Annotated in this window: 22 protein-coding genes and 2 tRNA genes; 8 read left to right on the top strand and 16 right to left on the bottom strand. The window is 63.4% G+C overall.

Translation table 11 applies throughout. From position 1 onward, the window contains the following. Positions 1-236 precede the first annotated feature (236 nt). Positions 237-1,535, top strand: coding sequence for a glycoside hydrolase family 47 protein (locus BUA26_RS15725; protein ID WP_255368387.1), 1,299 nt, complete (start codon positions 237-239; stop codon positions 1,533-1,535). A 108-nt stretch (positions 1,536-1,643) separates the two neighbouring features. After that, the gene (locus BUA26_RS15720; protein ID WP_072761809.1) at positions 1,644-4,109 is read left to right on the top strand and encodes a glycoside hydrolase family 31 protein; all 2,466 of its coding nucleotides are present in this window, start codon (positions 1,644-1,646) and stop codon (positions 4,107-4,109) included. Between the two features lie 160 nt (positions 4,110-4,269). Here BUA26_RS15720 and BUA26_RS15715 read toward each other — a convergent pair. Next, positions 4,270-4,344: transfer RNA gene (locus BUA26_RS15715), tRNA-Val, on the bottom strand. A gap of 88 nt (positions 4,345-4,432) precedes the next feature. Continuing rightward, complete coding sequence (uvrB, locus tag BUA26_RS15710) at positions 4,433-6,451, bottom strand: excinuclease ABC subunit UvrB (protein WP_072761808.1); 2,019 nt, start codon at positions 6,449-6,451, stop codon at positions 4,433-4,435. Between the two features lie 153 nt (positions 6,452-6,604). Between uvrB and BUA26_RS15705 the strand changes: the two genes are divergently transcribed. Further along, positions 6,605-7,171: a GspH/FimT family pseudopilin gene (locus tag BUA26_RS15705; protein ID WP_255368386.1), complete on the top strand. Its 567-nt coding sequence runs from the start codon at positions 6,605-6,607 to the stop codon at positions 7,169-7,171. A gap of 60 nt (positions 7,172-7,231) precedes the next feature. Here the strand turns inward: BUA26_RS15705 and BUA26_RS15700 are convergent. The 7 genes from BUA26_RS15700 to grxD form a co-directional block, all read right to left on the bottom strand. Continuing rightward, positions 7,232-7,308: transfer RNA gene (locus BUA26_RS15700), tRNA-Asn, on the bottom strand. Positions 7,309-7,376: 68 nt separating this feature from the next. After that, complete coding sequence (gene ppnN, locus BUA26_RS15695; protein WP_072761807.1) at positions 7,377-8,777, bottom strand: nucleotide 5'-monophosphate nucleosidase PpnN; 1,401 nt, start codon at positions 8,775-8,777, stop codon at positions 7,377-7,379. A gap of 157 nt (positions 8,778-8,934) precedes the next feature. Further along, the gene (locus BUA26_RS15690) at positions 8,935-12,303 is read right to left on the bottom strand and encodes a TonB-dependent receptor (RefSeq protein ID WP_343124229.1); all 3,369 of its coding nucleotides are present in this window, start codon (positions 12,301-12,303) and stop codon (positions 8,935-8,937) included. Positions 12,304-12,660: 357 nt separating this feature from the next. After that, the gene (locus tag BUA26_RS15685; RefSeq protein ID WP_072761806.1) at positions 12,661-14,376 is read right to left on the bottom strand and encodes a bifunctional ornithine lipid synthase OlsF; all 1,716 of its coding nucleotides are present in this window, start codon (positions 14,374-14,376) and stop codon (positions 12,661-12,663) included. 98 nt (positions 14,377-14,474) lie between these two features. Next, positions 14,475-15,074 (bottom strand): YhgN family NAAT transporter, encoded by a 600-nt coding sequence (locus tag BUA26_RS15680; protein WP_072761981.1) that lies wholly within the window; start codon positions 15,072-15,074, stop codon positions 14,475-14,477. 59 nt (positions 15,075-15,133) lie between these two features. Further along, positions 15,134-15,904, bottom strand: coding sequence for an SDR family NAD(P)-dependent oxidoreductase (locus BUA26_RS15675; RefSeq protein ID WP_072761805.1), 771 nt, complete (start codon positions 15,902-15,904; stop codon positions 15,134-15,136). After that, the gene (gene grxD / locus BUA26_RS15670; protein ID WP_072761804.1) at positions 15,901-16,224 is read right to left on the bottom strand and encodes a Grx4 family monothiol glutaredoxin; all 324 of its coding nucleotides are present in this window, start codon (positions 16,222-16,224) and stop codon (positions 15,901-15,903) included. The genes BUA26_RS15675 and grxD overlap by 4 nt, the downstream gene beginning before the upstream one ends. A gap of 114 nt (positions 16,225-16,338) precedes the next feature. Between grxD and BUA26_RS15665 the strand changes: the two genes are divergently transcribed. Beyond that, on the top strand, positions 16,339-16,917 hold the full coding sequence (locus BUA26_RS15665; protein ID WP_072761803.1) for a superoxide dismutase: 579 nt from the start codon (positions 16,339-16,341) through the stop codon (positions 16,915-16,917). Positions 16,918-16,985: 68 nt separating this feature from the next. Here BUA26_RS15665 and BUA26_RS15660 read toward each other — a convergent pair whose 3' ends face one another. Both BUA26_RS15660 and purE read right to left on the bottom strand, forming a co-directional pair. Beyond that, entirely contained in the window at positions 16,986-18,140 is a 1,155-nt protein-coding gene (locus tag BUA26_RS15660; RefSeq protein WP_072761802.1) for a 5-(carboxyamino)imidazole ribonucleotide synthase, read from the bottom strand. After that, the gene (purE, locus tag BUA26_RS15655) at positions 18,137-18,640 is read right to left on the bottom strand and encodes a 5-(carboxyamino)imidazole ribonucleotide mutase (RefSeq protein WP_072761801.1); all 504 of its coding nucleotides are present in this window, start codon (positions 18,638-18,640) and stop codon (positions 18,137-18,139) included. Before purE ends, BUA26_RS15660 begins: the two co-directional genes overlap by 4 nt. 65 nt (positions 18,641-18,705) lie before the next feature. On the opposite strand from purE, the gene BUA26_RS15650 reads away from it, so the two are divergent. The 4 genes from BUA26_RS15650 to BUA26_RS15635 all read left to right on the top strand — a co-directional run bounded on the left by BUA26_RS15650 (position 18,706) and on the right by BUA26_RS15635 (position 22,682). Continuing rightward, positions 18,706-18,975: a Trm112 family protein gene (locus tag BUA26_RS15650; RefSeq protein WP_072761800.1), complete on the top strand. Its 270-nt coding sequence runs from the start codon at positions 18,706-18,708 to the stop codon at positions 18,973-18,975. 120 nt (positions 18,976-19,095) lie between these two features. After that, a complete protein-coding gene (locus tag BUA26_RS15645; protein WP_072761799.1) occupies positions 19,096-21,387 on the top strand; it encodes a DUF1631 domain-containing protein in 2,292 nt (763 codons plus the stop codon). After that, positions 21,384-22,241 carry a carboxylating nicotinate-nucleotide diphosphorylase gene (gene nadC / locus BUA26_RS15640; protein ID WP_072761798.1) on the top strand — a complete coding sequence of 286 codons (858 nt, stop codon included), beginning with the start codon at positions 21,384-21,386 and terminating at the stop codon, positions 22,239-22,241. The genes BUA26_RS15645 and nadC overlap by 4 nt, the downstream gene beginning before the upstream one ends. A gap of 36 nt (positions 22,242-22,277) precedes the next feature. Then, the gene (locus BUA26_RS15635) at positions 22,278-22,682 is read left to right on the top strand and encodes a DUF3301 domain-containing protein (RefSeq protein WP_072761797.1); all 405 of its coding nucleotides are present in this window, start codon (positions 22,278-22,280) and stop codon (positions 22,680-22,682) included. 35 nt (positions 22,683-22,717) lie between these two features. Here the strand turns inward: BUA26_RS15635 and BUA26_RS15630 are convergent, their stop codons facing one another. From BUA26_RS15630 to petA, 5 genes are all read right to left on the bottom strand, one after another. Then, the gene (locus BUA26_RS15630) at positions 22,718-23,146 is read right to left on the bottom strand and encodes a ClpXP protease specificity-enhancing factor (protein ID WP_083573045.1); all 429 of its coding nucleotides are present in this window, start codon (positions 23,144-23,146) and stop codon (positions 22,718-22,720) included. A gap of 10 nt (positions 23,147-23,156) precedes the next feature. After that, positions 23,157-23,795 carry a glutathione S-transferase N-terminal domain-containing protein gene (locus BUA26_RS15625; RefSeq protein ID WP_072761795.1) on the bottom strand — a complete coding sequence of 213 codons (639 nt, stop codon included), beginning with the start codon at positions 23,793-23,795 and terminating at the stop codon, positions 23,157-23,159. A 70-nt stretch (positions 23,796-23,865) separates the two neighbouring features. Next, positions 23,866-24,606 carry a cytochrome c1 gene (locus tag BUA26_RS15620; RefSeq protein ID WP_072761794.1) on the bottom strand — a complete coding sequence of 247 codons (741 nt, stop codon included), beginning with the start codon at positions 24,604-24,606 and terminating at the stop codon, positions 23,866-23,868. A 13-nt stretch (positions 24,607-24,619) separates the two neighbouring features. After that, positions 24,620-25,921 carry a cytochrome b gene (locus tag BUA26_RS15615; RefSeq protein ID WP_072761793.1) on the bottom strand — a complete coding sequence of 434 codons (1,302 nt, stop codon included), beginning with the start codon at positions 25,919-25,921 and terminating at the stop codon, positions 24,620-24,622. Beyond that, complete coding sequence (gene petA / locus BUA26_RS15610; RefSeq protein ID WP_072761792.1) at positions 25,921-26,526, bottom strand: ubiquinol-cytochrome c reductase iron-sulfur subunit; 606 nt, start codon at positions 26,524-26,526, stop codon at positions 25,921-25,923. The genes BUA26_RS15615 and petA overlap by 1 nt, the downstream gene beginning before the upstream one ends. Positions 26,527-26,633: the final 107 nt, after the last annotated feature.

The following is a 26,633-nucleotide window of genomic DNA, read 5'->3' as shown; positions in this document are numbered from 1 at the left end:
CAAAAACAATCGATCCCAGGCACGCCCCCGACGCCGCACCCCGATCGAGAGAACCGCTAGTACAACGAGAAGAATTCCACCGGCAAGACCGGCTAACCGCACGCATCGCCCCACATCGAGAGTTGAAACGAATGAAAAAAATCGCTCCCCTCTTGCTCATCGCACTCTGCACCGTCTTCACCGCGAAGGCATCGCCTCCCTCCCCCGGACCCAAGGCCATTTCCGCCGATACGGCGATGACCGACGCGCAGGCCGCAAAAATGGCCTTGCGCGTTCGCGCCGAAGCGCAGCACGCATGGCAGGGCTACCGCAAATACGCCTGGGGCCACGACGACGTGAAGCCGCTGAGCAGGCAGCCGCACGACTGGTATGCCGAAACCTTGCTGATGACCCCGGTCGACGCGCTGGACACGCTGATCCTGCTTGGTCTGAAGGACGAAGCGGACGATGCGCACAAGCTGATCGTGGACAAGCTGTCGTTCGACAAGGACATCTACGTCAGCCACTTCGAGACCACGATCCGCGAACTCGGCGGCCTGCTTTCGGCCTACCAGCTGACCGGCGATCCGAAGCTGCTGAAGCTGGCCGACGACTTGGCCACGCGCATGCTGCCGGTGTTCGATTCGCCGACCGGTCTGCCGTGGACCCAGGTCAACCTGCGCACCGGCCAGGTGCGCGGCTACGAGAGCAATCCCGCCGAAACCGGCACCTTGCTGCTCGAATACGGCACGCTGGCCCGCCTGACCGGCAAGCCGGTGTATTACGACAAGGCCAAGCACGCGCTGGTCGAGACCTTCAAGCGCCGCGCGCCGAAGACCGGCCTGGTCGGCGACGCCATCGACGTGCGCACCGGCGCGTGGACCCATACATCGGCGCATGTCGGCGGAGGCATCGATTCGTACTACGAATACCTGTGGAAGTGCTGGAAGCTGTTCGGGGACAAGGACTGCCTGGCCATGTGGAAGACCAGCATCGCCAGCATCAACACGTACCTGGCCGACGACGTCGACGGCTCGCTGTGGTACGGCCATGCCGACATGGCCACCGGCCAGCGCACCGAGTCTTATTACGGCTCGCTGGACGCGTTCCTGCCCGGTCTGCTGGCGTATTCGGGCGACGTGCCGCGCGCCGCGCGCCTGCAGGATTCCGGTTTCCGCATGTGGCAATTGCACGGTATCGAACCCGAAAGGCTGGACTACCGCAAGATGAAGGTGGTCTCGGCCGGCTATCCGCTGCGCCCGGAGATCATCGAGTCGGCGTGGTACCTGCAGCGGCTGGACGGCAATCCGAAGTGGCGGCTGCAAGGCAAGCAGATGTTCGACGACTTCGTGAGGTACGCGCGTACCGATGACGGCTACACCGCGATCGCGAACGTGGTCACCAAGCAGCAAGCCGATCACATGGAGAGTTTCGCCCTGGCCGAGACCTTCAAATACTTCTGGCTGCTGTTTTCGCCGAAGGACGCACTGAACCTCGACCAGGTCGTGATGAACACCGAAGCGCACCCGCTGCGGCGAGTCGAAGCCGGGAAATGAGCCATATGCGCCACGCGGTTCCGGCCCAACCGGCCCACCGCGTGGCGCACAGCTTCCAGCGCCGATGATCCAGCGGCACCTTCTGCCAACGGGGTTGAGGTACGAGTCATGGAAACCCATAAGCACATCCTCGCGGCGTGCGCGGGCCTGCTGCTTGCCGCAGCCGCACTGCCCGCCGCCGCGGCGTTGCGTACGCTGGGCGCGGTCGAACAAGTGACGACCAGCAGAGACTCGGTGACGCTATCCACCGCCGGCGGCGCGAAACTGCGGATCGGCTTCGTGACACCCGACGTGGTGCGTGTACGGATGAACCCGCGCGGCGATTTCGACCGCGACTTCTCCTACGCGATCGAAGGCGCGGTGCCGCGGGCAGACGCCGTGATCGCCGACACCGACGATCAGTTGGAACTGCGCTCGGCCAACGGCTCGCGCGTGGCCATTCGCAAACGGCCGGAACCGGCGATAACGGTATACGACGCCGCCGGTCGCGTGGTCGTCGCCGACGACCCGGCGCGTCCGACCGCGTTCGACCCGGTCGACGGCGCGATCCAGACTTTCAAGCGGCGCGAAGACTACGAGCTGTACTACGGCTTCGGCGAGAAGGCGCTGCCGATCTCGCGGCAACAGCAGTACATGGCGATGTGGAACACGGACACGCCCGACTACGCGCCGGGCACGGACCCGCTGTACCAGACGATCCCGTTTTTCATCGCGCTCGACGACGGCCGGAGCTACGGCGTGTTCTTCGATAACACCCGGCGCAGCTGGTTCGACATGGGCAAGACCGACCCGCACCGCTACGGCTTCGGCGCCGACGGTGGCGAACTGGACTACTACGTGTTCACCGGCGGCGCCGAGCGTACGCCGGCCAATGTGCTGCGGGACTACACCGCGCTGACCGGCCGTGGTGCGCTGCCGCCGCTGTGGGCATTGGGCTACCAGCAGTCGCGCTGGTCGTACATGAGTCAGCAGCGCGTCATGGAAATCGCGCACAGCTTCCGCGAGAAGCGCATCCCGGCCGACGTGATTTACCTGGACATCGACCACATGGACGGTTTTCGCGTATTCACCTGGAATCCGAAGACCTTTCCTCAGCCGCGACGGATGCTCGGCGACCTGCACGCGCAAGGCTTCCACGCAGTGACCATCGTCGACCCGGGCATCAAGTACGACGAGGGCTACCCGATCTACCGCGATGGCCGCGAGCGCAGCGTGTACGTGCGCAACGCCGACGGCAGCGAACTGCACGCAAAGGTGTGGCCAGGCGTCTGCGCCTTCCCCGACTTCACCTTGCCGGCGGCGCGCGAATGGTTCGGCGAACTGTACGCGGCGGCGCTGGACGACGGCGTGGATGGCTTCTGGAACGACATGAACGAGCCGGCGACCTTCACGCCCGACGGCTTCGACAAACCGGAGACCAACCACGGGCCACAGAAGACCTTTCCGCTCGATGCACAGCACGCCGGCGATGGTGTGGCCGGACCGCACGCGCGCTACCACAACGTCTACGGCATGCAGATGGCGCGCGCGACCTTCGAGGGATTGCGCAAGCTCCGCCCCGGCCAACGCCCGCTGGTACTGACCCGGGCCGGCTACGCGGGCGTGCAGCGCTATTCGGCGGTGTGGACCGGCGACAATTCGGCTAACTGGCCGCACCTGGCGCTGACCATCCCGATGCTGACCAACTTGTCGGTATCGGGCGTGCCCTTCGTCGGCGCCGACGTCGGCGGTTTCATGGGCGATCCCAGCGCCGAGTTGTACACGCGTTGGCTGCAGGCGGCGGCGCTGACGCCGTTTTTCCGCACCCATTCGACCGACACCTCCGCCCCTCGCGAACCGTGGGTCTTCGGCGCCGAATACGAGCGCATCAATCGTGCTGCGATCGAACTGCGCTACCGGCTTCTGCCGTACCTGTACTCGCTGTTCGCCGAAAGCGAAAAGAGCGGGCTGCCGCCGATGCGGCCGCTGTGGTTCGTCTATCCAGGCGACGCTGGCGCGAGTCTGGTCGAGGACCAGTACCTGGTCGGCGGCGACCTGCTGGTGGCGCCTGTAGTGCGCGAAGGGATGGTCAAGCGCACCGTTTATTTCCCGAAGGGCGATGCGTGGATCGACTGGTGGGATGCCACGCGCCACGAAGGCGGCACGCGCGTGCAGATCGACGCGCCGCTGGGCCGGCTGCCTCTGTTCGTGCGCGCCGGGGCCAGCATACCGACCCAGCCGGTCGTGCAGCACACCGGCGAGATGAAGAGTGCGCCACTGACGATCACGGTCGCGGCGGGCGCCGATGGCAGCAGCCGCTTCTTCCAGGATGCCGGCGACGGCTACGGCTACCGCAAAGGGCAGTCGCGCACCATCGTCGTGACTCAGGACGAAACCGGCGTGCGCCTCGACATCCCACGCAACCGCGGCTGGCAGCGGATCGAAGCGGTCGAATTCGTCGGCATCGGCGCCGCACCGGCGTTGGTGCGCATCGATGGCAAGCCCGCCCGCGATGTGCGATTCGACGCCCAGACGCGGCGCCTGCGCGTCGCACTGCCGAACGAAGGCGTGAAGCGGATCGAGCTGTTGCGCTGAGGCGGGGCGCGCGCCATGCCGGATAACGCGAAGGCACCCCCGAGCAGCGTCGCGCCAGGTCTGCGACGAGACTTATCTGCGTGCGTCCCCTCAGGGACAAACAAAAGGGGAACCCTCTCGGATTCCCCTCTTAGGCCCACCAGATCCATGGGCCAGAAATTGGTGGGCGGTACAAGGATCGAACTTGTGACCCCTACCATGTCAAGGTAGTGCTCTACCGCTGAGCTAACCGCCCGTCTCGCGCAAACCAGCTACGCGAGCCGCGCAGTATACGGGAGCTGCCGGCGCCCGACAATATCCCGGCAGGCGGCCCCGCTGCCGGTTCAGCGCAGGACCTGTTCGCGCAACTGGTGGATCTGATCGCGCAGGCGGGCGGCCTCTTCGAACTCCAGATTCTGCGCGTGCTTGTACATCTGCGCCTCGAGCTTCTTGAGCATGCCGGCCGTCTGTTGGGGGTTGAGCGCGCCGTAATCGGCAGCCTGCTCGGCCACCGCGCGGCTGCGCGAGGATTTGTTGCCCCGGCGATTGCCTGCCTCGCTGCGCGCGCCTTCCATGATGTCGGCAATACGCCGCACGATGGTGGTCGGCACGATGCCTTGCTGCTCATTCCACGCCAGCTGTTTCTCGCGGCGGCGTGCGGTTTCGTCGATCGCCGCCTGCATCGAGCGGGTGATCTGGTCGCCGTACAGAATCGCCTTGCCACGCACGTTGCGGGCGGCGCGGCCGATAGTCTGGATCAGCGAGCCGGTGGAACGCAGGAAGCCCTCCTTGTCGGCATCCAGGATCGCCACCAGCGATACCTCCGGCATGTCCAGCCCTTCGCGCAGCAGGTTGATGCCGACCAGCACGTCGAACTCGCCCAGGCGCAGATCGCGGATGATCTCGCTGCGCTCGACCGTCTCGATGTCCGAGTGCAGGTAGCGCACCTTCACGTCGTGCTCGGCCAGATATTCGGTCAGGTTCTCCGCCATGCGCTTGGTCAGCGTGGTGACCAGCACGCGATCGCCGATCGCCACGCGCTTGTGCACTTCGCTCAGCAGATCATCGACCTGGGTACGCACCGGCCGCACTTCCACTTCCGGATCGACCAGGCCGGTCGGGCGCACCAACAGCTCGACCACCGCCTCGCCGGATTTGTCCAGCTCATAGGCGCGCGGCGTGGCGGAGATGAAGATCGAGCGCGGCACGCGCTGTTCCCACTCCTCGAAACGCAACGGCCGATTGTCCATCGCCGACGGCAAGCGGAAACCGAACTCCACCAGGGTTTCCTTGCGCGACCGGTCGCCTTTGTACATCGCGCCCAGCTGCGGCACGGTGACGTGCGATTCGTCCACCACCAGCAAGCCATCGGATGGCAGGTAGTCGAAAAGCGTCGGCGGCGGCTCACCGGGCGCGCGCCGGGTCAGGTGCCGCGAGTAGTTCTCGATGCCCTGGCAGTAACCGACCTCGGCCATCATCTCGATATCGAAACGTGTGCGCTGATCCAGCCGCTGCGCCTCGACCAGCTTGTTGTCCTTGTACAGCTGCTCCAGCCGCTCCTTCAACTCGACCTTGACCGTCTCGATCGCGTTCAACACACTCTCGCGCGTGCTGGCGTAATGCGTGCGCGGGTAGACCGTATAGCGCTGCACCTTGCGCACCGTCTCGCCAGTGAGCGGATCGAACAGCGACAGGTTCTCCACCTCGCCGTCGAACAGCTCGATACGCAACGCCTCGATTTCCGACTCGGCCGGGAAAACGTCGATGATCTCGCCGCGCACGCGGTAAGTACCGCGACGCAATTCCATCTCATTGCGGGTGTACTGCAGTTCGGTCAGCTGATGGATCAGCTTGCGCTGGTCGATGCGCTCACCCTTGGCAAGGATCAGCCGCAGCGACAGATAATCTTCCGGATTGCCCAGGCCGTAGATCGCCGACACGGTCGCGACGATGATCGAATCGCGCCGCGACAGCAGCGCCTTGGTCGCCGACAGTCGCATCTGCTCGATGTGCTCGTTGATCGAGGCGTCCTTCTCGATGAAGGTGTCCGACGCCACCACGTAGGCTTCCGGCTGGTAGTAATCGTAATAGCTGACGAAGTACTCCACCGCATTGTGCGGGAAGAATTCCCTGAACTCGCCGTACAGCTGCGCTGCCAGCGTCTTGTTCGGCGCCATCACGATGGTCGGCCGCTGCACTTTCTCGATCACGTTGGCGATCGTGTAAGTCTTGCCTGAGCCAGTGACGCCTAGCAGGGTTTGCGCCGCCAGACCCGCCTCGAAGCCCGCGGAGAGACTCTGAATCGCCTGCGGCTGATCGCCCGCGGGTTGATAAGGTGCAACGAGTTGGAAGCGGTCAGTCATCGGCTACAGATGTGGGCGCGGTAGTGCATTTTAAATCGGGCCTGCTGACAAGGTGCGTCAGCAGAGGCCGACCCACGCACCGTCACCGGGCTACTGGCTGGTTGGCACCAGCGTCCTAGCATGAGCCTCCCGGACAACGTAGGACGCGACCCCGTGACACCCCTCCGGAACTTCAAGTTTTCTCGCCAGCAGCATGGCGTGACCCTGATCGAGCAAATCATGGTACTCGCCATCGTCACAGCGCTTACCGGCATGGCCATACCATCCGTGCGGAAGCTGCTGGGCCGGAACCAGTTGCAGGTCGCCCAGACCGACTTCATGGCGGCACTTCGACACGCTCGTGAAACCGCCATCGTCAGCGGCAAGCGCACCTTGTTCTGCCCGACCCGCGACGGCAGCCGTTGCAACGACGATACGCGCTGGGACAACGGATGGCTGCTTGGCCACGACGCCGACGGTGACGACCAGCCAGACAACAGGCCGCTTTATGTCAGCCAAGGCCATAGCTACCACGGCAAGCTGATCATAAGCAGCACCACGGGCAGGCACCTCGTGCGTTTCCATCCCGACGGCAGCGCCAGCGGCAGCAACATCACCTTGCTGTTCTGCCAACCATCCAATGCGAACCACACGCTCAGCGTGGTGGTCTCCAATTCCGGCCGCATCCGTGGCGCCCCGGCCAGCAAAAATCAGATCGCAAGCTGCTCGCAAATGAACTGATCGGATGTCATCGCCGCAGAAAAGCAAAAAGCCGGCAATATGCCGGCTTTTCATCAAACGTGGCGCCCGAAGCTGGACTCGAACCAGCGACCCCCTGATTAACAGTCAAGTGCTCTAACCAGCTGAGCTATTCGGGCGTGAGCTGCGTAGTTTGTCGATAGCGCAGCGGGCTGTCAAGCCATCGCGGACAGGTTTTCGCGCGCTCTCAGCTGGTCAGCACCCGGTAGCACGGCACGTACGCCGCGCCGCCGGGCAGCTTCATCCGGTGCTGCTCGACGAACGCCTGCAATAGCTTGTCCAGCGCACGCATGATGTCCGCGTCGCCGTCGATATCGAACGGGCCGTGCTGCTCGATCGCCTGCACGCCTTCCTCCTTCACGTTGCCGGCGACAATGCCGGAGAAGGCCCGGCGCAGATCCGCCGCCAGCTCATGCCGCGGACGATCATGACGGATCTGCAGCGCGCGCATCGCCTCGTGGGTGGGGCGGAACGGCAACTGGAACTCCAGTGGAATCTGCAACGCCCAGTTGAAGAAGAAAGCGTCCTTGGTGTCCAGCCGGTTGTGGCGCACCTTGTCGACACCTTTGATCATCGCCCGCGCCACCGCCGACGGATCATCCACGATGATCTGGTAGTGCTGTGCCACCTCGTCACCCAGGCTCAGGCGCAGGAAGCGGTCGATCTGCTCGAAGTAGGCGGCCGATTCGCGCGGCCCGGTGAAGATCAGCGGGAACGGCGTGCCCGCGTTGTCCGGGTGCAGCAGGATGCCGAGCAGGTAGAGGATTTCTTCCGCGGTACCGACGCCACCGGGGAACACCAGAATGCCGTGGCCCATGCGCACGAATGCCTCGAGCCGCTTCTCGATATCCGGCATGATCACCAGATGATTGACGATCGGGTTCGGCGATTCGGCAGCAATGATGCCCGGCTCGGTGATGCCGATGTAGCGGTTGTGCCGACGCCGCTGCTTGGCATGCGCAATGGTCGCGCCCTTCATCGGTCCCTTCATCGCACCCGGCCCGCAACCGGTGCAGATGTCCAGCCCGCGCAGGCCCAATTGATAGCCGACCAGCTTGGTGTATTCGTACTCGTCGCGCGAGATCGAATGGCCACCCCAGCACACCACCAGATTGGGGTCGATGTTCGGCTTCAGGATGCGCGCGTTGCGCAGGATCTCGAATACCCCCTGGGTCAGCCCGGCCGAGCCGCCCAGATCGACGCCGATCTGTTCCAGCTGGGTAGACACATAGACGATGTCGCGTACGACCGCCACCAGCAGTTCGTTGATGCCGCGAATGATCTGGCCATCCACGAAGGCCTGCGCCGGTGCGTGGCTCAGCTCGATCTTGATGCCGCGATCCTGCTGCAGTACCTGGATATCGAAATCCGGATATTGTTCGAGGATCGCCCGCGGATCGTCACTGATGCTGCCCGAGGTCAGCACCGCCAGCGCACAGCGGCGCAGCAACGCATGCAGGCCCGAGCCGCTGGCACCGCGCAACCGCGCCACCTCGTTGCGGGAAAGAATATCCAGCCCACCGACCGGTGAAATGCGGGCGCTGACAGTGGCAGCTTTGCCGGCCGCACTCTTGTGTGTGTCATTCATTTGAATGGTTCTCCTTGCCGCTTCTTCGCGGCAGTACATCCGCACAGAGCAGCAGCAGACCGCCTAGCTTCCTTCGCCAGGCAGGGTGCGGTCAAGCCAACAAAGAAAAGGCCGGCGCCTTTGCAGACGCCGGCCGAGTTTCCGAGAGACAACTTGCTCAGAAGGTGTAACGCACGGTCGCCAGGATCGACCAACGCTGGGTCGGACCATTCAGCTCGTCTGCCCGCGGGAGGGCAAGTGGGCTGTAGTAACCGTTGCTGTCCTTGTACGCCGCCTTGGTGATGTCGTAGATGGGTTTGCCGGTGGCATCCACACCTGCGAAATCAGCAAGGTTGCGTACCAACGGGAAGCTGGCACGGTGATCGACGCCCCACTTCTTGTTGAGCATGTTACCGAGGTTGTAGACGTCGAGGCGGATCATGCCCTTGTTGCCCTTGAACAGACCCGGGATCTCCTGACTGAAACTCAGGTCGATCTGGTTGATCCAGGGAGCACGGGCGCCGTTGCGGCTGGCGATCTGACCCTTGTGATCTTTCAGGTACTTGTCGTTGTCGATGTACTGCCAGAACGAGTTCTGTAGCGCCTGCGAAGTACCCGGCACGAAGCTGATATCACCCTTGTTCGGGATATAGGCCAAGTCGGAGGTGAAACCGTCACCGTTGGCGTCGTTGCCGTAGCGCCAGCTATACGGAGTACCCGAGTGCCCGTCATAGAACACGGTGGCACTCGTGGCGTAGTCACCAAAGAAGCGGTGCTGCCAGGTCAGCGAAGCGATCACCCGCTTCGGGATCGAATAGCTGGAAGTGCTCGCCTTGTTCCCGTTCGGGTTCACCCAGACATTGTTGCTATAGCTCGAGCGGGCCACGCTTGAGGTACCCGGGTTCACCTCGGTTGCGCGGCTCCAGGTGAAACCAACCATACCGGACCAATCGTCCGCGAACGGCTTTTTCAACGCGAGGCTGAGACTATCGGCGCTGCCCTGGTCACTATTGGCCAAGTTGATCACCGCATCACCAAACGCCGGATTGGCCTTAGCGCGTGCCGTGTTGGACTGGGTCTTGCCAGCCACAAGAATCGGCGCACCGGTGGCCGGATTGATCAACACCGAGCCGCTGTTGGGATCCTTGTAGTAGGTGAAACGTCCATCGGGCAGCGTGCCGGTGGGATCGCCGATATTGAGGTTCTGATACCAAATCGCGTTACGGTTCTTGATGTGCTCGTAGTCGGCGCTGAACACCACACCCCACCACGGTAACTCACGATCGAAGCCGAGCGACATCTTCCACACGCTGGGAAGCTGGAAGTTGTCGCTGACCGTACTGACCGCCATCTGCGCGCCCTTGGCACCGGGAATCGCGGCCGAGCCGCCATTCTGCCCATACGGGTTGGCGCTAAACGGCGGCAGGCCGGTCGTGGTGTTGCAAGCGCTCTGCGTTGGGCCGCAGTTGTATTGCACCTGGGTCACGCCGGAGTTCTGGTAGATGTTGCCCAGCCACACGCTCGGCGGGTTGGAGATGAACAGACCAGCGCCACCACGCAGCTGAGTCAGACGCTCAGTGTCGAAGGTGTAGTTGAACGACGCGCGCGGCTGTACCTGGCGGTTGCCGTTGATGGTGCTGGTGTTGGTACGACCGAAGCCACCATAGGCCGTGACGCAGTTCGCTGCGGTTACTTTCTGACCTGGTGCAGCGGCATAGCAGGGGTTGTACAGCGGCCGATCGCCGGTCAACGGAATGTCGACGCGGAAGCCGTACTGCACCGACAGATTGTGGTTCACCTGCCAGGTGTCCTGCAGGAATATGCCGTATTCCTTCAACTCGAAGTTGGCGGCAACATCGCTCAGGCTGAGGCCCGCAGCCGGTGCGTTGTAACGATATTGATAATATTTGCCAGCATTGAAATCGGCGAGCGTGTTGAACTGGTAGCTGCCGAATGCGTTCTGCAGGAACAGGTTGTAGTACTGCCCGCGCTGGAAGTCGAAACCACCCTTGACTGTATGGTCACCCAGATAGAGCGTGCCGGCCCATGCAGCATTGAGCGTTTTTACGTGCAGCACGTTGGCCTGGCTGGAGTACTCGGTGCCGAACTCCACACCCGGCGAGCTGGTGGTGCTGGAGCAGCCGCTGGTGCCGTTCAAGCACACCGAGACATCCGGCTGCGCGACGCCGTTGTAAGGGCCACGGTTCTGCTGGAAGTCGGCGTATGAGAGTGTGGTGTCGGTGGAGAAGACATCCGACCAGTCATCGTAAAAATGCAACGCGTAACTCTTGTTGTCGACGTTGGTCTTGTACCAGCCACTGGACAACACAAGGATGTTGTTGCTGCCGGTGATGATCGGCTTGTTTTCCTTGGTCTGGCTGTAGGTGAAACTGGCGCGATGGTTGTTGGTGATGTTCCAGTCGATCTTGGCGAGGTAACGCTTGTCCTGCAGATCGGTGTTGCCGCCGCCGAGGCCGCCGACATCAAAGCCCTTGGCCTTGGCTGCGGAAGTGATGGCATCGACGTTCTGCTGGGTCAGACCACGGATCTCGGTGGCCGCACCGGAGCCCTGCACGCCGTACTGGGAGGACGGGCCGACCTGCTTGCTCTTCTCGTACGAGGCGAAGAAGAACAGTTTGTCCTTGATGATCGGGCCGCCGACGGTGGCGCCGGCGGTCCAGGTGCGACGGAAGCCGCCGTAGGGCTGGCCGTTGTAGTCGGCGATCATCTTGTCGCGATTCTGGAACACGTAGTACGCCGAACCATGGAAATCGTTGGTACCGCTCTTGGTCACTGCGTTGACGATCGCGCCGACACCGCGACGCGTGGCCACGTCGTAGTTGGCGGTCGAGATGTTGTATTCCTGGATGGTGTCCTGCGAAATCGGTGTGCCCAGCGTCGGCAAGCCATTCGCGTTCAGGCCGAACGGATCGTTCGCGCTGACCGAGTCGACAGTGATGTTGTTGTAGCGGCTGTTCTGGCCGATCGCGGAGATCTCGCCGCGGTCGCGGTCGGAGATCACGATGCGCGGATCGAGGCGCACGATGTTCTGGATCGAGCGACCCGGGGTCGGGGTTGCCTCGATTTCCCGCTGCGAAACGTTGGTCGAGATACCCTTATTGTCCGAAGAGAACGTCTGCGCCAGCGCATTGGCCGAAACGGTGACGCCAGAAAGATTCTGGACTGCCTTCGCCTGCTCCGCACCCATGGTCAAATTGACTGGTGTTTCCTGAGCCAGCTGCAGGTAGACATTATTCTGCACAGCCTGCGCTTGTCCCGCCTTGGAGACGGTCACATCGAACGGGCCACCGACGCGCAGACCCTGCGCCGAATAACGGCCATCTGCACCGGTGGTGGTGATCTTGGTGGTACCGGACGGTTCATGCACGATCTGCACCGTGGCGCCCGCCACCGGCTGGCCGTTCGCGTCGAGCACGCGGCCGCTGATCGAGGAGGAGGTGTCTTGGGCAATGGCCGGCAACGTCACGGCGAGCAACGCCGCAATGGCCAGCGGCAAGAGTTTTGCGCGAATGGAACTGTTCATCATGGACGGACCCCTGAGACTCGCAACGTAAGGAAATTGAGACTTTTGGAACGCAGATACGAGGGGCGGCCGCCGCGAGGCGGCAACCGCTCATGCTGTCGATTCCGTACTGTGTTTTTTGCGGTGGTTCGTGACGCGAAGGTGACGGGGCCACCCCGTCTGCCAACAAATTGTTAAGTCAACTTTAACGGCAGTTTATGACACTTTGGCGACTAGGTTCCACTGTTTTTGCAATATATTGCGCCCCGCGAGAAACGGGCATGTCGCCATTATTTTCATAAATTCAAATAGTTGTGATTGAATCACGCGCAAGATGCTGCAATGGCCAGAGCATGCGCCCGCGTACGGGCCACGGACTTGTCAGCCAGCCGTCCTGCCGAGATAACGAGCCCGTTTGGCGGGCTTCAGGCTCGCCAGATCCAGCATCACCAAGCCATCGACGCAGCCGGAAAAATCCGGGTCCTCGCCGAAGTCGAGGAACTGCACACCTTCGGGCTCGACCAGATCGACATACTGGCGATAGAGCACCGGCAGACTGACGCCGAGCGCATCCAGGTGATGCTTCAGCTTGCCCAGGCCGGCAGACGCGTCCAGGCCTTCCAGCGCGGCACGCACGCATTGCACGACTTCAGGCGAGATCACGAACGGCTGTCGCGCGGCGGCCAGTCCCGGCGCGCCGAAATAGTGCTGGTGCGCCGCGGCGATCCATTCACGTGCCTCACGCGGCAGGCTCACCGACATGCTGACCGGGCCGAACAGGTAATGCAGTTCAGGGTGCCGCTGCAGGTACAGCCCGATGCCCTGCCACAGCTGGTCGAGTGCGCGGGAGCGCCAGTACGCTGGGGCCACGAAACTACGCCCCAGCTCCATGCCTTGCGCCAGCCGCGATTCCAGCGCTGGTGAATAACTGAACAGGCTTGAGGTGTACAGCCCTGCCATGCCGCGTTCGGCGATCAGCCGGCCGCCATGTCCGAAGCGATAGGAGCCGACGATGCGCAGCGCCTGCGGATCCCACAGCACCAGGTGCTCGTAATGCGGGTCGTAAGCATCCAGGTCGCGGCGTGCGCCAGTGCCCTCGCCGACCTTGCGGAAAGTCAGTTCGCGCAGCCGACCGATCTCGCGCAACACCGCGCTGTCGAACGCGCCCTTGAACAGCCACGCTTGCTTGCCGTCGCCCAGGTCGGCCAGTTTTTCCGAGCGCACCAGTTCCGCAGCTACCTGCTCGGCCGGCTCCGGCAACGCCAGCGGCGCCTGACCGCCAAAGATCAGGCCACGATGCTGGCCGACCCGATAGACATGTCGGCGCATCAGCTTGGTGGCCTGCGCCGGCGAACCAGCGCTACGCCGCCCAAGCTCGTCGGCGCTGACCAGCGCACCGATGCTGAATCCGATCCGCCGCTTGCCCGGTGCCACCGCTTCACGCGGCAGCATCGCGGTGCTCAGCGGTTTGGCGAGCATCGACAGCCCGTAGAACATCGCCGAATTACGCGCGGCGACGTGGATCGGCAGCACCGGCGCCTTGCTGCGCAACGACAGCCGCGCAAAACCGTCCGACCACTTGCCGTCACGCACGCCACCCGGACGCACGCGCGAGACCTCGCCCGCGGGAAAAACGATTAACGCCTCGCCGTTGTCCAGTGCGCGGTAAATGCCGCGCAGGCGCGACGCCGCACCCTTGCCGAACACGTCCACCGGCAACATCAACTTGCCCAGCTGCGGAATCACCCCCAGCCAGTCGTTGCCCAGAAAACGCACATCGCGGCGTACCGAACCGATCAGTTGCAGCAAGGCCAGGGCGTCCTGCATGCCCAGCGGATGATTGGCCACCACCAGCAGCGGGCCATCGACCGGGATGTGCTCGCGTTCGCGCGGATTGACCTGATAGCTGGTACCGAGGATGTCCAGCACGCGCTCGACAAAATCAAATCCCTCGGCGGAGCCGACCCGCTCGAGTACGCGATTGAAACCCTCTTCGTCGGCCAACCGCCCGAGCACGCCTGCCATCGGGCGCCGGATGCGGGGGTATTGCGCCAGCCATGGCATACGTTCGGTAAGGGATTGTTCGATGCTCAGCATGTCTGCGCCCTCAGATTTTCCCCATCCTGGCGATCAATTATGACAGCTGAGCAATCATCCGAAACGCTGCGAGCGACAAATCCGGCGACGCTGTTGTTTCAAACGTTCAAATGCAGGAACGAGGCCACGCCGGCCATGAACATCTGAACCGACAGCGCGATCAGCAGCATGCCCATCACACGCTCCAACGCCGTCAGCACACTCTCGCCGAGCCAGCGGAACAGATAAGTGGCGCTGAGCAGGATCAACGAGGTGGCCAGCCACGCCAGCAGCAACGCGATCGTCCAGTCGGCAGTGCGGCCTGGCTGGGTATTGGTCAACAACAGCAACGCCGCCATGGCCGATGGACCGGCCACGCCGGGAATCGCCATCGGCACGATGAACGGCTCGCCCTGCCCGGGCTTGCCGAAGATGCCGCCGCCATCGGCCGGCGGAAACACCATGCGGATGCCGATCAGGAAAAGCACGATGCCGCCGGCGATGCTGATCGAATCCGGCTTCAGCTGCAGCAGCTTGAGGATGTGCTGGCCGCCGAACAGGAACGCCAGCAGCACGCCGAGCGCGATCAACAGCTCGCGCACCATCACCCGGCGACGGCGTTTCGGCGGCACGTCTTTCAGCAGGCTCAGGAAGAACGGAATATTGCCCAGCGGGTCCATGATCAGAAACAACATGATTCCCGCCGACAACGTGGTCATCTGCGTTTCCATCTCAACTCCATTTTCGTGAAGCGATCACGGCACCGCAGTGCCGCCGTTCAATCGGTTCGCAGATCCAGCACCGCTCCGCGAGCTGCCGCACCCTGTGCGCTGAGCAGGTAGATCGCTGCGGCAGCGGCAGCATCCGGCAGCGCTCGCTGCATGATGTCTTCGCCGAAATACGCCTGTTGCCGCAACGATGTACGCATCGGTGCCGGCAGCATCGCATGAACACGCAGTGCGCTGTCGTCGGTTTCCTCGTGCAGGATCGCCACGAAGCGCTCCAGTGCCGCCTTCGACACGCCGTAGCCGCCCCAGTGCGCGCGCTGCAGCAACTCGGGATCGTCCAGCACGAACACCACCGCGCTCTCGCCGGCCCGGGTCAGCAACGGCAGGCAGGCCTGGGTCAGTGCGAACGGAGCCGACACATTTACATGCATGGCACGCAACCATGCGTCAGGTTTGTGCATGCCGATCGGCGTCAATCCGGAAAAACTGACGGCCGCATGCACGATGCCGTCGAGCCGCCCGAAATCGCGCTCCAGCCCTTCGGCCAGTGCGGCGTATTCGCGCGGCGTCGCCACTTCCATGTCCAGCGGATGGATTACCGGCTCGGCCAGGCCTTCCTCGCGCATCGCGTCATACAGCTGTTCCAGTTGGCGTTTGCGCTTGCCGGTGATCACCACCGTGGCGCCTGCGCGCGACGCCGCTCGCGCCACCGCGCCGCCCAGTCCGCCATAAGCGCCGGTCACCAGCACCACGCGATCAACCAAGGTGTCCGCAGCCGGTAGCCAGTCGGCGGGCAAACGGGAAACCGGCAATGTCGTCAAGAGGTTGCTCCGGCAACGTCGCTGGCCATGCGGGACAATTCACCAGCGGATTTCAAATCCTCAATGATGTCGCAACCGCCGATCAACTCGCCCTGGATGAACAGCTGCGGGAATGTCGGCCAGTTCGCGAAATGCGGCAGCGCGGCGCGCAGCTGCGGATCGGCCAGCACATTCACCGCGTGGAACACGGCGCCAGCCTCCGACAGCGCCATCGCGGCGCGACTGGAGAAGCCGCACATCGGAAATTCCGGCGTGCCCTTCATGAAAAGCACGATGGGATGTTCGGTCAGGATCGCCCTGATTCGCTCGTTGATGTCCATAGCTCGATGTTTCATCTTTACAATGCAGGCAGACCGATATTGTATCAGTCACCCGTCGGCTGCCGTCCGCTGCGCCGGCCCATCTCCCCCCAGCTACCGCTAAGGAGCCTCAACATGGCGATTGAACTTCCCCCGCTTCCGTACGAAAAGAACGCGCTTGAGCCGCACATTTCCGCCGAAACGCTGGAGTTTCACTACGGCAAGCACCACCAAGCCTATGTGACGAACCTCAACAAGCTGATCGAGGGCACCGAATTTGCAGGCGCCGCGCTGGAAGACATCATCAAGAAGTCGTCCGGCGGCGTGTTCAACAATGCCGCGCAGATCTGGAACCACACGTTCTACTGGAATTCGATGAGCCCCAAAGGCGGCGGCGAACCCAGCGGCAAGCTGGCCGACGCGATCGCCAAGGCGTTCGGTTCGTTCGACAAGTTCAAGGACGAATTCAGCAAATCCGCCGCCGGCAACTTCGGCTCGGGCTGGACCTGGCTGGTGCAGCGTCCGGATGGCTCGCTGGGCATCGTCAACACATCGAATGCGGCCACTCCGATCACCGGCAGCGACAAGCCGCTGTTCACCACCGACGTGTGGGAACACGCTTATTACATCGACTACCGCAACGCCCGCCCGAAATATGTGGAAGCGTTCTGGAACCTGGTGAACTGGGACTTCGCGGCCAGCAACCTGGCCTGATCTACCTGGGTGAAAACAAAAAACGGAGCCTCACGGCTCCGTTTTTTTATGGACAGATCCGGGCTCGATCAACCCAGCGCATGCAGCACCGGCGCGACCTGCGCCTCGCGCCCGAGTGCCTCGGCAATCCCGCTCAGTCGTACCGCCAGTTGCCCGGCGTCCGGTGCGCACACGGTGGCATGACCCACCTTGCGCCCGGGCCGCGCCTGTTTGCCGTAGTCGTGCCAGTGCGCATCGACAGCTTTCAGCACGGGCGCCGTATCGGGCAATTCGCCAATCCAGTTGAACATCGACGAGATGCTGCGCGCGCCGGTGTCGCCCAAAGGCAGGCCAAGCACCGCGCGCACATGATTCTCGAACTGGCTGGTGTGCGCGCCCTCGATGGTCCAGTGGCCGGAGTTGTGCACCCGCGGGGCCATCTCGTTGCCGAGCAGTTCGCCGTCCTTGACGAACAGCTCCAGCGCGAACACACCTACGTAGTCCAGCCGCTCGGCCAGGGTACGGGCGAGCGCAGTCGCGCGCCGCTGTAACACGTCGATATCCGGCGCGGGGGCCAGGCTCATCGACAGCACGCCATCGGTATGCCAGTTGCGGGTCAGTGGCCAGGTGCGGAAATCGCCGTCGCGACCACGCACGGCAAGTACCGACAACTCGCGCTCGAACGGCACGAATGCTTCCAGGATCAAACCATGCTTCGATCCCTGCGCGCCAAGCGCGGCCCATGCGGCATCCGCATCGGCCAGTACACGGAGCCGGAACTGGCCCTTGCCGTCATAGCCGAGCCGACGGGTTTTCAGAATCGCCGGCGCGCCGACCACGGCCAATGCCTGATCCAGTTGCTCGCGCGTATCGACCGCCATGAAGGTGGGGGTGGGCAGACCGCACTCGCGAAACAGCGTTTTCTCGGCCAGGCGATCCTGCGCTACCGCAAGCGCCTGCGGCGCGGGAAATACGGCTACGCGCTGGGCCAGCCAGCGCGCCGTCTCGGCCGGCACGTTTTCGAAATCGAAGGTGACCACGTCGACTTGCGCGGCAAACGCCTCCAAGGCGGCGTAGTCGGTCCAGTCGGCGACCACCAACGGTGCGACCTGCCCGGCACAGGCATCGGCGGAGCTATCCACCACCAGCGCCTGTGCACCCAGTGGCGCCGCCGCCAGCGCGAGCATGCGCGCCAGCTGACCGCCACCGAGAATGCCCAGCACGGACTGCCGCCGCTCGCTCATTGGCGCGGATCCGGCTGTTCGAGCACGGCCTGCGTCTGCCGCGTACGCCAGTTGTCCAGCGCACCGGCCAGCGCCGGATCGTGCAGCGCCAGCACCGCCGCGGCCAGCAAGCCGGCGTTCACTGCGCCGGCGCGGCCGATCGCCAGGGTGCCGACCGGAATGCCGGCAGGCATCTGCGCGATCGACAACAGCGAGTCCATGCCATTCAGCGCCTTCGACTGCACCGGCACGCCAAATACCGGCAGACGGGTTTTGGCGGCCAGCATCCCGGGCAGATGAGCAGCGCCGCCGGCACCGGCGATGATCACCTGGATACCTCGCGCCCGGGCCTGCTCGGCGTAACTGAACAAAAGATCCGGCGTGCGATGCGCCGACACCACCTTGACCTCATGCGGCACACCCAGCTCGGTCAATACGTTGGCCGTGTGCTGCATGGTTTCCCAATCCGAACGAGAGCCCATTACCACGCCAACGCGCAGCGGCTTGGTTGTTTCTGTCATGGCCGGACCGTCCAAAAACGGCTATTGTACGGGCTTTCCCAGCCATGGCACACCCGCAAACTCTCATGGACAAACGTCTACTCGACATCTTGTGCTGCCCGGTCAGCAAAACGCCGGTGCGCCCGCTGAGTAAGCATGAGCTCGATGCGCTGAACGACGCGATTGTTGCCGGGAAGGTCGATTCCGTCGCCGGGGTGGCCGTACGCGAGCGCATTGCCGAAGCCTTGATCACCACCGACCGCAAGGTGATCTACCGGGTCGAGGACGGCATTCCGGTGATGCTGCCCGAGGAAGGCATCGGTACCGTGCAACTGACGGACTTTCCTGGGGTTTAGGGACGCCCTGATTGATTCAGCAACGACGGCATGACACGGGTGCCCGATATGGCTTATCGTCACCATCTGCGCGATTTGTTCCGGCTTGTCGCGCATTGCTGATGTTTCAGGGGGCTGGCAATGAACGAAGCAAGTGATCCATCCAGAGTGGTCAATTTAAGTCAGCGCCTGGATCCCACCAGCGAGCGCGTCGGCGAGTTGCTTAACGCCGTGCGCAGCATCGCAGCCAAGCGCCTGCAGCCATGGATCGGCAATGCCTTCGAGCATCTCGACGATGCGCTGTTCGACCTGGCCGAGAAGGCGGAAAACAACGCTGCCCAGATGCACTACTTCGACGGCATGCGCGAAGTGCGCAAAAGGCGTCCCGCGGTGGAGCGCAGCTTCCTGAGCACGGTCAACCGCGACCTCGGCGAGCTGGCACACCCACTGCAATCGTCGGGCAATGGCTTAGCCGGATCGCCAGGCACGGTCGAATTGACGCTGGTGGCCGACAACGAGCTGGAAGAGTCGCTGGCCATCACCAGCATGATCAGCAAACACGACTCGCGGCTGGCGAACGAATTGTTTGCGGTCAACCAACGGTTGTCGGTGATTTGCGGCGGCCACAAGATCGAGAACGCCAGCAATCCGGTGGCGCCGACACTCCTGACACAGGCGTTTCGTCAGGCGCTGCACGAACTCAACGCGGACATGCGCGTCAAGCTGATCATCTACAAGCTGTTCGATCGCTACGTCCTGTCATCGCTGGAAGAGCTCTATCAGGAAATCAACGTCGCGCTGGTCCGCGCTGGCGTGCTGCCGCAATTGCGCCAGGGAATGCGCAGCGGCGACGCGAAGGCCAAACCCGCCGCCACCAGCGCCCAGGCAGACGCGACGTCGGACGAAGCCGGCGAGATTCCCAGCGATCTGCTGCAGACCTTGCACGCATTGTTCAGCGCTCGACGCGGTCCGGTTATCAGCGGCGACGGTGGCATGCATGCCATGCCGAGCGGTCCACTGCCGTCGGCAAACGAATTGCTGGGCGCGCTCAGCGTATTGCAGAGCCAGATCGCCAGTGCTGGCCCGTTGCCATACGCGCGGCCTGACGATGCCGCCGAGCTCAGCCGCGAAGTGCTGCAACTGAAGAGCCAGTTGCTGACCCAGATCGGTGCACTGCGCGGCGAGCGGCCCAGCCACGTCGCCAGCATCGACGAGGACACCATCGATCTGGTCGGCATGCTGTTCGAATTCATCCTGGAAGACCGCAACCTGCCGGTGGCGATGCAGGTGATGCTGGCCCGGCTGCAGATTCCCTACCTCAAGGCGGCGATCCTCGACCGCAAGCTGTTCGCCCACCGCCAGCATCCGGCGCGCCGGCTGCTGGATAGCCTGGCCGAACAGGCCAAGAGCTGGTCGGAGGAGTCCGATCGCGATCACCGCCTGCACGAGAAAGTGAAGTCGATCGTCGATCAGCTGTTGCACGACTTCGACGACGACATGGGCATCTTCGAGCGCCTGCTGGCCGACTTGCAGCAGTTCCAGGAAATCAACAAGCGCCGTTCCGAACTGGCCGAGCAACGCGTCGCCGAATCCACCCGTGGCCGCGAAAAACTCGAGCAGGCGCGCCGCCGCGCCGCGCGCGAGATACTCGATCGCATCGGCGATCAGAAACTGCCACCGCTGGTGCATGGCGTGCTCGCCCGGGCATGGGCCAATCATCTGGTACTGACCCTGCTGCGCCAGGGTGAAACCTCGCCCGAGTTCAGGAGCGCGTTGCGCTTCGTCGACGATTTCATCGCCAGCACCCGGCCGGCGACGAGTCCGGAAAGCCGCCAGGCGCTGCGGCAGATGCTGCCCAGTGTCGAACGCGCTCTGCGTCAGGGCCTGATCAATGTGGCGTTCCAGGAGCAAGACATCGAGCGCCTGCTCGGCCAACTGCATACCTATTACCGGCAGCAGCTGGGCGAGACGCTGGATGCGACCGAAGTAGTCTCGGTCGACGAGGATGCGGCCATGCAGTCGATACCCGACAGCATCCAGCCGGTCATCGACCGCGATACCGCCGCAGACGATCCTGCCGACGAAGAAGAAATCGTCGAGGCGCCACTGGACAGCCCGGAATGGCATCAGGTCCAGGCGTTGCAACCGGGCACCTGGCTTGAGTTCTGCCTCACCGATGAAACGATGACCCGCGCCAAGCTGTCGTGGATCAGCCCGATGAGCGGCCGTTACCTGTTCGTCAACCGGCGCGGCTTGAAAGTGGCCGATTACGCGCCACGGGAACTGGCGGTCCTGCTGACGGATGGCCAGGCCCGCATACTCGCCGCCAACGCCTTGTTCGACCGCGCGATGACCGCGATCGTGGGCAAGCTCAGCCAACCCGAGGCCACACCGTCCACGGGAACGCCGTCCAAGGACTCCGATACCGCATGAGTCACGTTCCATCGTTCGCGCCGCCGGACGCGGCACAGATCGCTGTCGATATCGAACGCGCCTTCGCCGAAGATCTGGGTGATGGCGACGCCACCGCCGGCCTGCTGCCGATCGATGCGCATGCTCATGCCGAACTGACCTGCCGCGATGCGGCGGTGATCGCCGGCACGGCATGGTTCGATGCCTGCTTCCGTCGGCTCGATCCAGCTGTGCAGATCGACTGGCGAGCCTATGATGGCGCGCGTGTCGATGCCGGCACGGTGATCTGCCGCCTGTCCGGCCATGCCCGCTCGCTGGTCACCGCGGAGCGCTCGGCACTGAATTTCCTGCAGCTGTTGTCCGCCACCGCCACGGTCACCGCGGAATATGTCGCAGCCGTCGCCGGCACCGCTGCGCGCGTGCTGGATACCCGCAAGACCATTCCCGGTCTGCGCGTTGCGCAAAAGTACGCGGTGCGGTGCGGCGGTGGCCATAATCAGCGCATGGGTCTGTACGACGCGATCCTGATCAAGGAAAACCACATCATCGCCGCCGGTAGTATCGCCGCCGCGGTGCAGGCGGCGCGTCGGCTGCACCCCAATCTGATGCTGGAAGTCGAGGTGGAGAATCTCGACGAGCTGGCGCAGGCGCTGGCGGCCGGCGTGGACCGGATCATGCTGGATAATTTCGAGCTGGCGCAGATGACCCAGGCGGTGCAGTACACCGCCGGCCGTGTGCCGCTGGAAGTCTCCGGCAATGTCGATCTGCGCACGATCGGCGAGTTTGCCCGTACGGGCGTCGACTTCATCTCGGTCGGCGCGCTGACCAAGCACGTGCGGGCGATCGACCTGTCGCTGCGACTGAAGCTGGACTAGCTTGCACGCGACCGGTCGCGCCCACACACTGCGGGGATGAGCGACCTTTCCAATCTGCTGCTGTTGCTGGCACTCGGCGCCGTCGTCGGGCTGTGGCTGAAGCTCAGCGTGGCGCGCGAGCGTGCCGTGCAAGAGGCTCGACGGCAATGTCAGCAGCACGGTTTGCAACTGCTGGATGAGACCGTCGGGCTGCGCGGCGTGCGCCTGCGCCGCGTCAACGGACTGCGCATGATCGAGCGCTGCTACGGCTTCGAGGTAAGCATCGACGGCCATGACCGCGAGCCGGGACGGCTATGGATGATCGGCAACGCACTCACCAGCCTGAGCCTGCCCACGATCGAGCTGTTGCCACACGAGGACGTGATCGCCGGCAAGGCATTGCCCGCACCGGGCAGCAACGTCGTGCCACTGCATCCGCGAACGGACCATCGGCTGCATTGAGGGATCGCAAGGCGCTGCCTGGGTTCGGCGAGGCGCTACTTGACCACCCGCAAATGCGGCGCTCCGCGCTTCGGCTTGTCGCTGGCGTCGGCGGCTGGCGCGGGCCGTGTGTCGTCAGGTTCGGGTGCCGACGGCGGTGGCATATCGCCACCCTCTTCGTCCGCCGGAAACATCATGCCTTGCCCGTTTTCCTGCGCATACAGCGCCAGCACCGCCTGCACCGGGATCTGGATGCTGTGGCTGACACCGGAAAAGCGCGCCTGGAAGCTGATCCACTCGTTGCCTAGATCCAGGTTCGCCACCGCGCGCATCGCCAGGTTGAGCACCACCTGGCCATTCTTGATCACCTGCGGCGGCACTCGCACCCCGGCGAAGCCGGCGTCGACCAGCACGTACGGCGTCAAGTTGTTGTCACTGATCCAGTCATAGATCGCCCGCAGCAGGTACGGGCGATTGGAACTCATCGTTGCTGTTTCATTCGTGCTCATGGACTTGCCGCATCGCCTTTTCCTGATCGGTCATGCTGCGCGCAAAACCCTGACTGTGAAACAAACGCTCGCCGTAATCGACGATCGACTTGCCTTCGCGCCCCAGATCCACGCCCAGCCACGGCAGCCGCCAGATCACTGGCGCCACCAGGCAGTCGGCCAGGCTCATCTCCGGGTTGAGAAAAAATTTCGAGGCCTTGAACAGCGGCAGCGCGGACAGCAGCTGCTCGCGCAGACGCTTGCGCGCCGCCTCGGCAGGCCGGCCGCCAGCACGGATCGTATCCACCTCGGGCAGCCAGTCCTTCTCGATACGCACCGCCGCCACCCGCAGGCGTGCACGCGATTGCGGATCGATCGGCATCAACGGAGGATGCGGATAACGCTCGTCGAGGTATTCGCAGACCACCGTGGTATCGAACAAGGTCAAGTCCCGGTCGATCAGGGTCGGCGTACTGGCATACGGATTGAGATCGATCAAGTCCTCGGGCGGCTTGCCCGGGTCCACCAGTACTCGTTCATAGCTGACCCCTTTGGCGGCCAGCACCAGCCGCGCACGATGACATTGAATGTCATCGGCCGTGGTGTAGAGCGTCAGTACGGTACGCGAGCGAGCGCTTTGGACCATGCGCGGTTCCCCATCGGTGAGACGATTGCGGCGGCTCGTGGCCGCCGCAATCGGGATAATGCCATCCGCCTCAGTGGACGTCCTTCCAGTACTCTTTCTTGAGCATGGCGGCCAGCAAGGTGAAGAACGCCAGGAACAACAACACCCAGATGCCGTAGTGGTGGCGCTCCAGGGCGACCGGTTCGGAAGCGTATTCCAGGAAGCTGGTCAGATCGCGGGTGGCCTGCTGGTATTGCGCCGGAGTCAGCTTGCCCGGCTGCGACAGCACCAGCTTCTCCACGGCCGGATCCTCACCGGGCTTGGCCGGTTTCATCTCCGCGGTCTGCATGCCTTGCAGCTCCCACAGCGGAAACGGCATCGCGGCGTTCGGCAGCGTGGTGTTGTTCCAGCCGACCGGGCTGTGTGGATCCAGATAGAACGTGTTGAGGTAGGTGTAGACCCAGTCCGCAGTCTTCGCGCTGACCTCCAGCGACAGATCAGGCGGAGCCTTGCCGAACCACTTGGTGGCCAAATCGGCCGGCATATGCGAGACCACCGGATCCTCGAAGCGGGCGCCGGTGAAGTTGAGGTTCTGCATGACCTCCTGTTCGGACAGGCCCAGATCGCTGGCGATGCGCGAATAGCGCATGTACTTCAGCGAGTGGCAACCGACGCAGTAGTTGAAGAACAGCTTGGCACCGCGTTGCAGCGAAGCCTGGTCCTGCACATTGGTGCCGGCGGGCAGCAGCCCGCCCTCCTCCGCTGCCTGCGCCGACGCGCTGCCGACGATCAGACCGAACGCCAACGCCACCGGGAAGATGTATCGCTTCATTAGCAGCTGCCGCTTAGTCATGCGTCGTCACCCGTTCCGGAACCGGCTTGGTCTTTTCCCAGCCGAAGTGTGTATAGGCCCAAAGGAATGCAAAGAAGCCGAAGTAGATCAGCGTCATCAAGCGACCGAACGCGTTTTCATACGTCGTGAGGTCGACGTCGCCGAACCATTCCGGGATCACTTCGGCGGTGATGCCCGCACCGACCGCGCCGAGACCGAAGAACGACAGCACGAACAAGCCCAGGGCCACCTTGTAACCGGTACCCCGGTGGCGGATCGACTTGACCTTGCCGCGATCGAACCAGGGCAGCAGGAACAGCACGGCGATCGCGCCGAACATCGCCAGCACGCCCCACACGGCCGTGCCCGCGAACGACGGGATCATTCGCACGATCGCGTAGAACGGGGTGAAGTACCACACCGGCTTGATCTCGGCCGGGGTGACCAGGTTGTTGGCCATGATCGAGTTGTCGTGCTCGAGGAACCAGCCACCAAAGGTCGGTGCGAAGAAGATGATGAAGGCCGCGATCAGCAGGAAGAAGCCCACGCCGACCAGATCCTTCACCGTGTAGTACGGATGGAACGGAATGCCGTCGGCCGGCTTCAGCGCGTCCCAGCGATTGCCCTTGGGACCCTTCTTGATCTCCACGCCGTCCGGATTGTTCGAACCCACTTCATGCAGCGCGGCGATGTGCAGCACCACCAGCAGCAGCAGCACGATCGGCAACGCGATCACGTGCAGCGCGAAGAAGCGGTTCAACGTGGCATCGGCCGGCAGGAAGTCGCCCATGATCCACTCGACCAGCTGGCCGCCGATCACTGGAATGGTGCCGAACAGCGACACGATCACCTTGGCGCCCCAGAACGACATGTTGCCCCACGGCAGCACGTAGCCCATGAATGCCTCGGCCATCAGCACCAGGAAGATCAGCATGCCGAGCAGCCACACCAGCTCGCGCGGCTTCTTGTATGAGCCGTACATCATGCCGCGGAACATGTGCAGGAACACCACCACGAAGAACAGCGACGCGCCGGTGGAGTGCATGTAGCGGATCAGCCAGCCCCACTCCACGTCACGCATGATGTACTGCACCGAGTCGAACGCGCCCGCTGCGCTCGGGTTGTAGTTCATGGTGAGGAAGATGCCGGTGACGATCTGGTTGACCAGCACCAGCAGTGCCAGCGAACCGAAGTAGTACCAGAGATTGAAATTCTTCGGCGCGTAGTACTCGGTCATGTGCTTGCGGTACGCCGGCATCATGTTCGGCGCGCGCTCGGTGACCCAGTCACCGATATTCGTGAATACGTTGGCCATCAGCCAGCCTCCTTCGGATCCACGCCAATCTGGATGGTTTTGTCGTCGATGAAATGATACGGCGGCACCTCCAGGTTCTTCGGCGCCGGCACGCCGCTGAATACGCGGCCGGCCAGGTCATAGCGCGAATGATGGCAGGGGCAGTAGAAGCCGCCCTTCCAGTTCGGATCGAACGGCTCGGGTTTGATCTCCGGCACGAAATTGGGCACGCAACCCAGGTGCGTGCAGATGCCGACGATCACCAGCCATTCCGGCTTGATCGAGCGCGTCTCGTTCTGCGCGTACTTCGGCTGCTGAGCGGCGGAAGCACCGTCGGACTTCGGATCCACCAGGCGCGAATCCACTGCCGGCAGCGTGGCCAGCTGCGCCGGGGTGCGGTTGATCACGAACACCGGCAGGCTGCGCCACGACACGGCCAGCATCTGACCCGCCTCGATCTTGGCCAGCGACTGGGTAACCGGAGCGCCAGCGGCCTTGGCGCGCGCGCTGGGTTCCCACGACTTGATGAAGGGCACAGCTGCCGACACGATTCCTAGACCACCAACCACCGCGGTGGTTGCTGTCAGGAAACGGCGGCGGCCGTGATCGACGACTTCGTTCGCCATCAGGCTCTCCGGTACTTGCAATGTCATATCTGAGGTGGGGTTTGGGGCCCCGCAAAAATCGCGTTAGTGTAGCGTCAGGCCCCGCCCCGTACAATAAACGCCATCGC

Origin of the sequence: Rhodanobacter sp. OK091, from assembly GCF_900142825.1 — a bacterium.
GTDB lineage: Bacteria > Pseudomonadota > Gammaproteobacteria > Xanthomonadales > Rhodanobacteraceae > Rhodanobacter.
The sequence above is the reverse complement of the archived record's forward strand: the minus strand, read 5'-3'. Positions and strand labels throughout refer to the sequence as shown.

Excerpts from the sequence above, each read along its gene's own strand:
- BUA26_RS15725 (WP_255368387.1), top strand. The coding sequence starts at position 237 with ATGACCGACGCGCAGGCCGCAAAAATGGCCTTGCGCGTTCGCGCCGAA.
- BUA26_RS15720 (WP_072761809.1), top strand. The coding sequence starts at position 1,644 with ATGGAAACCCATAAGCACATCCTCGCGGCGTGCGCGGGCCTGCTGCTT.
- uvrB (WP_072761808.1), bottom strand. The coding sequence starts at position 6,451 with ATGACTGACCGCTTCCAACTCGTTGCACCTTATCAACCCGCGGGCGAT.
- ppnN (WP_072761807.1), bottom strand. The coding sequence starts at position 8,777 with ATGAATGACACACACAAGAGTGCGGCCGGCAAAGCTGCCACTGTCAGC.
- BUA26_RS15690 (WP_343124229.1), bottom strand. The coding sequence starts at position 12,303 with ATGATGAACAGTTCCATTCGCGCAAAACTCTTGCCGCTGGCCATTGCG.
- BUA26_RS15685 (WP_072761806.1), bottom strand. The coding sequence starts at position 14,376 with ATGCTGAGCATCGAACAATCCCTTACCGAACGTATGCCATGGCTGGCG.
- BUA26_RS15680 (WP_072761981.1), bottom strand. The coding sequence starts at position 15,074 with ATGACCACGTTGTCGGCGGGAATCATGTTGTTTCTGATCATGGACCCG.
- grxD (WP_072761804.1), bottom strand. The coding sequence starts at position 16,224 with ATGGACATCAACGAGCGAATCAGGGCGATCCTGACCGAACATCCCATC.
- BUA26_RS15665 (WP_072761803.1), top strand. The coding sequence starts at position 16,339 with ATGGCGATTGAACTTCCCCCGCTTCCGTACGAAAAGAACGCGCTTGAG.
- BUA26_RS15660 (WP_072761802.1), bottom strand. The coding sequence starts at position 18,140 with ATGAGCGAGCGGCGGCAGTCCGTGCTGGGCATTCTCGGTGGCGGTCAG.
- purE (WP_072761801.1), bottom strand. The coding sequence starts at position 18,640 with ATGACAGAAACAACCAAGCCGCTGCGCGTTGGCGTGGTAATGGGCTCT.
- BUA26_RS15650 (WP_072761800.1), top strand. The coding sequence starts at position 18,706 with ATGGACAAACGTCTACTCGACATCTTGTGCTGCCCGGTCAGCAAAACG.
- BUA26_RS15645 (WP_072761799.1), top strand. The coding sequence starts at position 19,096 with ATGAACGAAGCAAGTGATCCATCCAGAGTGGTCAATTTAAGTCAGCGC.
- nadC (WP_072761798.1), top strand. The coding sequence starts at position 21,384 with ATGAGTCACGTTCCATCGTTCGCGCCGCCGGACGCGGCACAGATCGCT.
- BUA26_RS15635 (WP_072761797.1), top strand. The coding sequence starts at position 22,278 with ATGAGCGACCTTTCCAATCTGCTGCTGTTGCTGGCACTCGGCGCCGTC.
- BUA26_RS15630 (WP_083573045.1), bottom strand. The coding sequence starts at position 23,146 with ATGAGTTCCAATCGCCCGTACCTGCTGCGGGCGATCTATGACTGGATC.
- BUA26_RS15625 (WP_072761795.1), bottom strand. The coding sequence starts at position 23,795 with ATGGTCCAAAGCGCTCGCTCGCGTACCGTACTGACGCTCTACACCACG.
- BUA26_RS15620 (WP_072761794.1), bottom strand. The coding sequence starts at position 24,606 with ATGAAGCGATACATCTTCCCGGTGGCGTTGGCGTTCGGTCTGATCGTC.
- BUA26_RS15615 (WP_072761793.1), bottom strand. The coding sequence starts at position 25,921 with ATGGCCAACGTATTCACGAATATCGGTGACTGGGTCACCGAGCGCGCG.
- petA (WP_072761792.1), bottom strand. The coding sequence starts at position 26,526 with ATGGCGAACGAAGTCGTCGATCACGGCCGCCGCCGTTTCCTGACAGCA.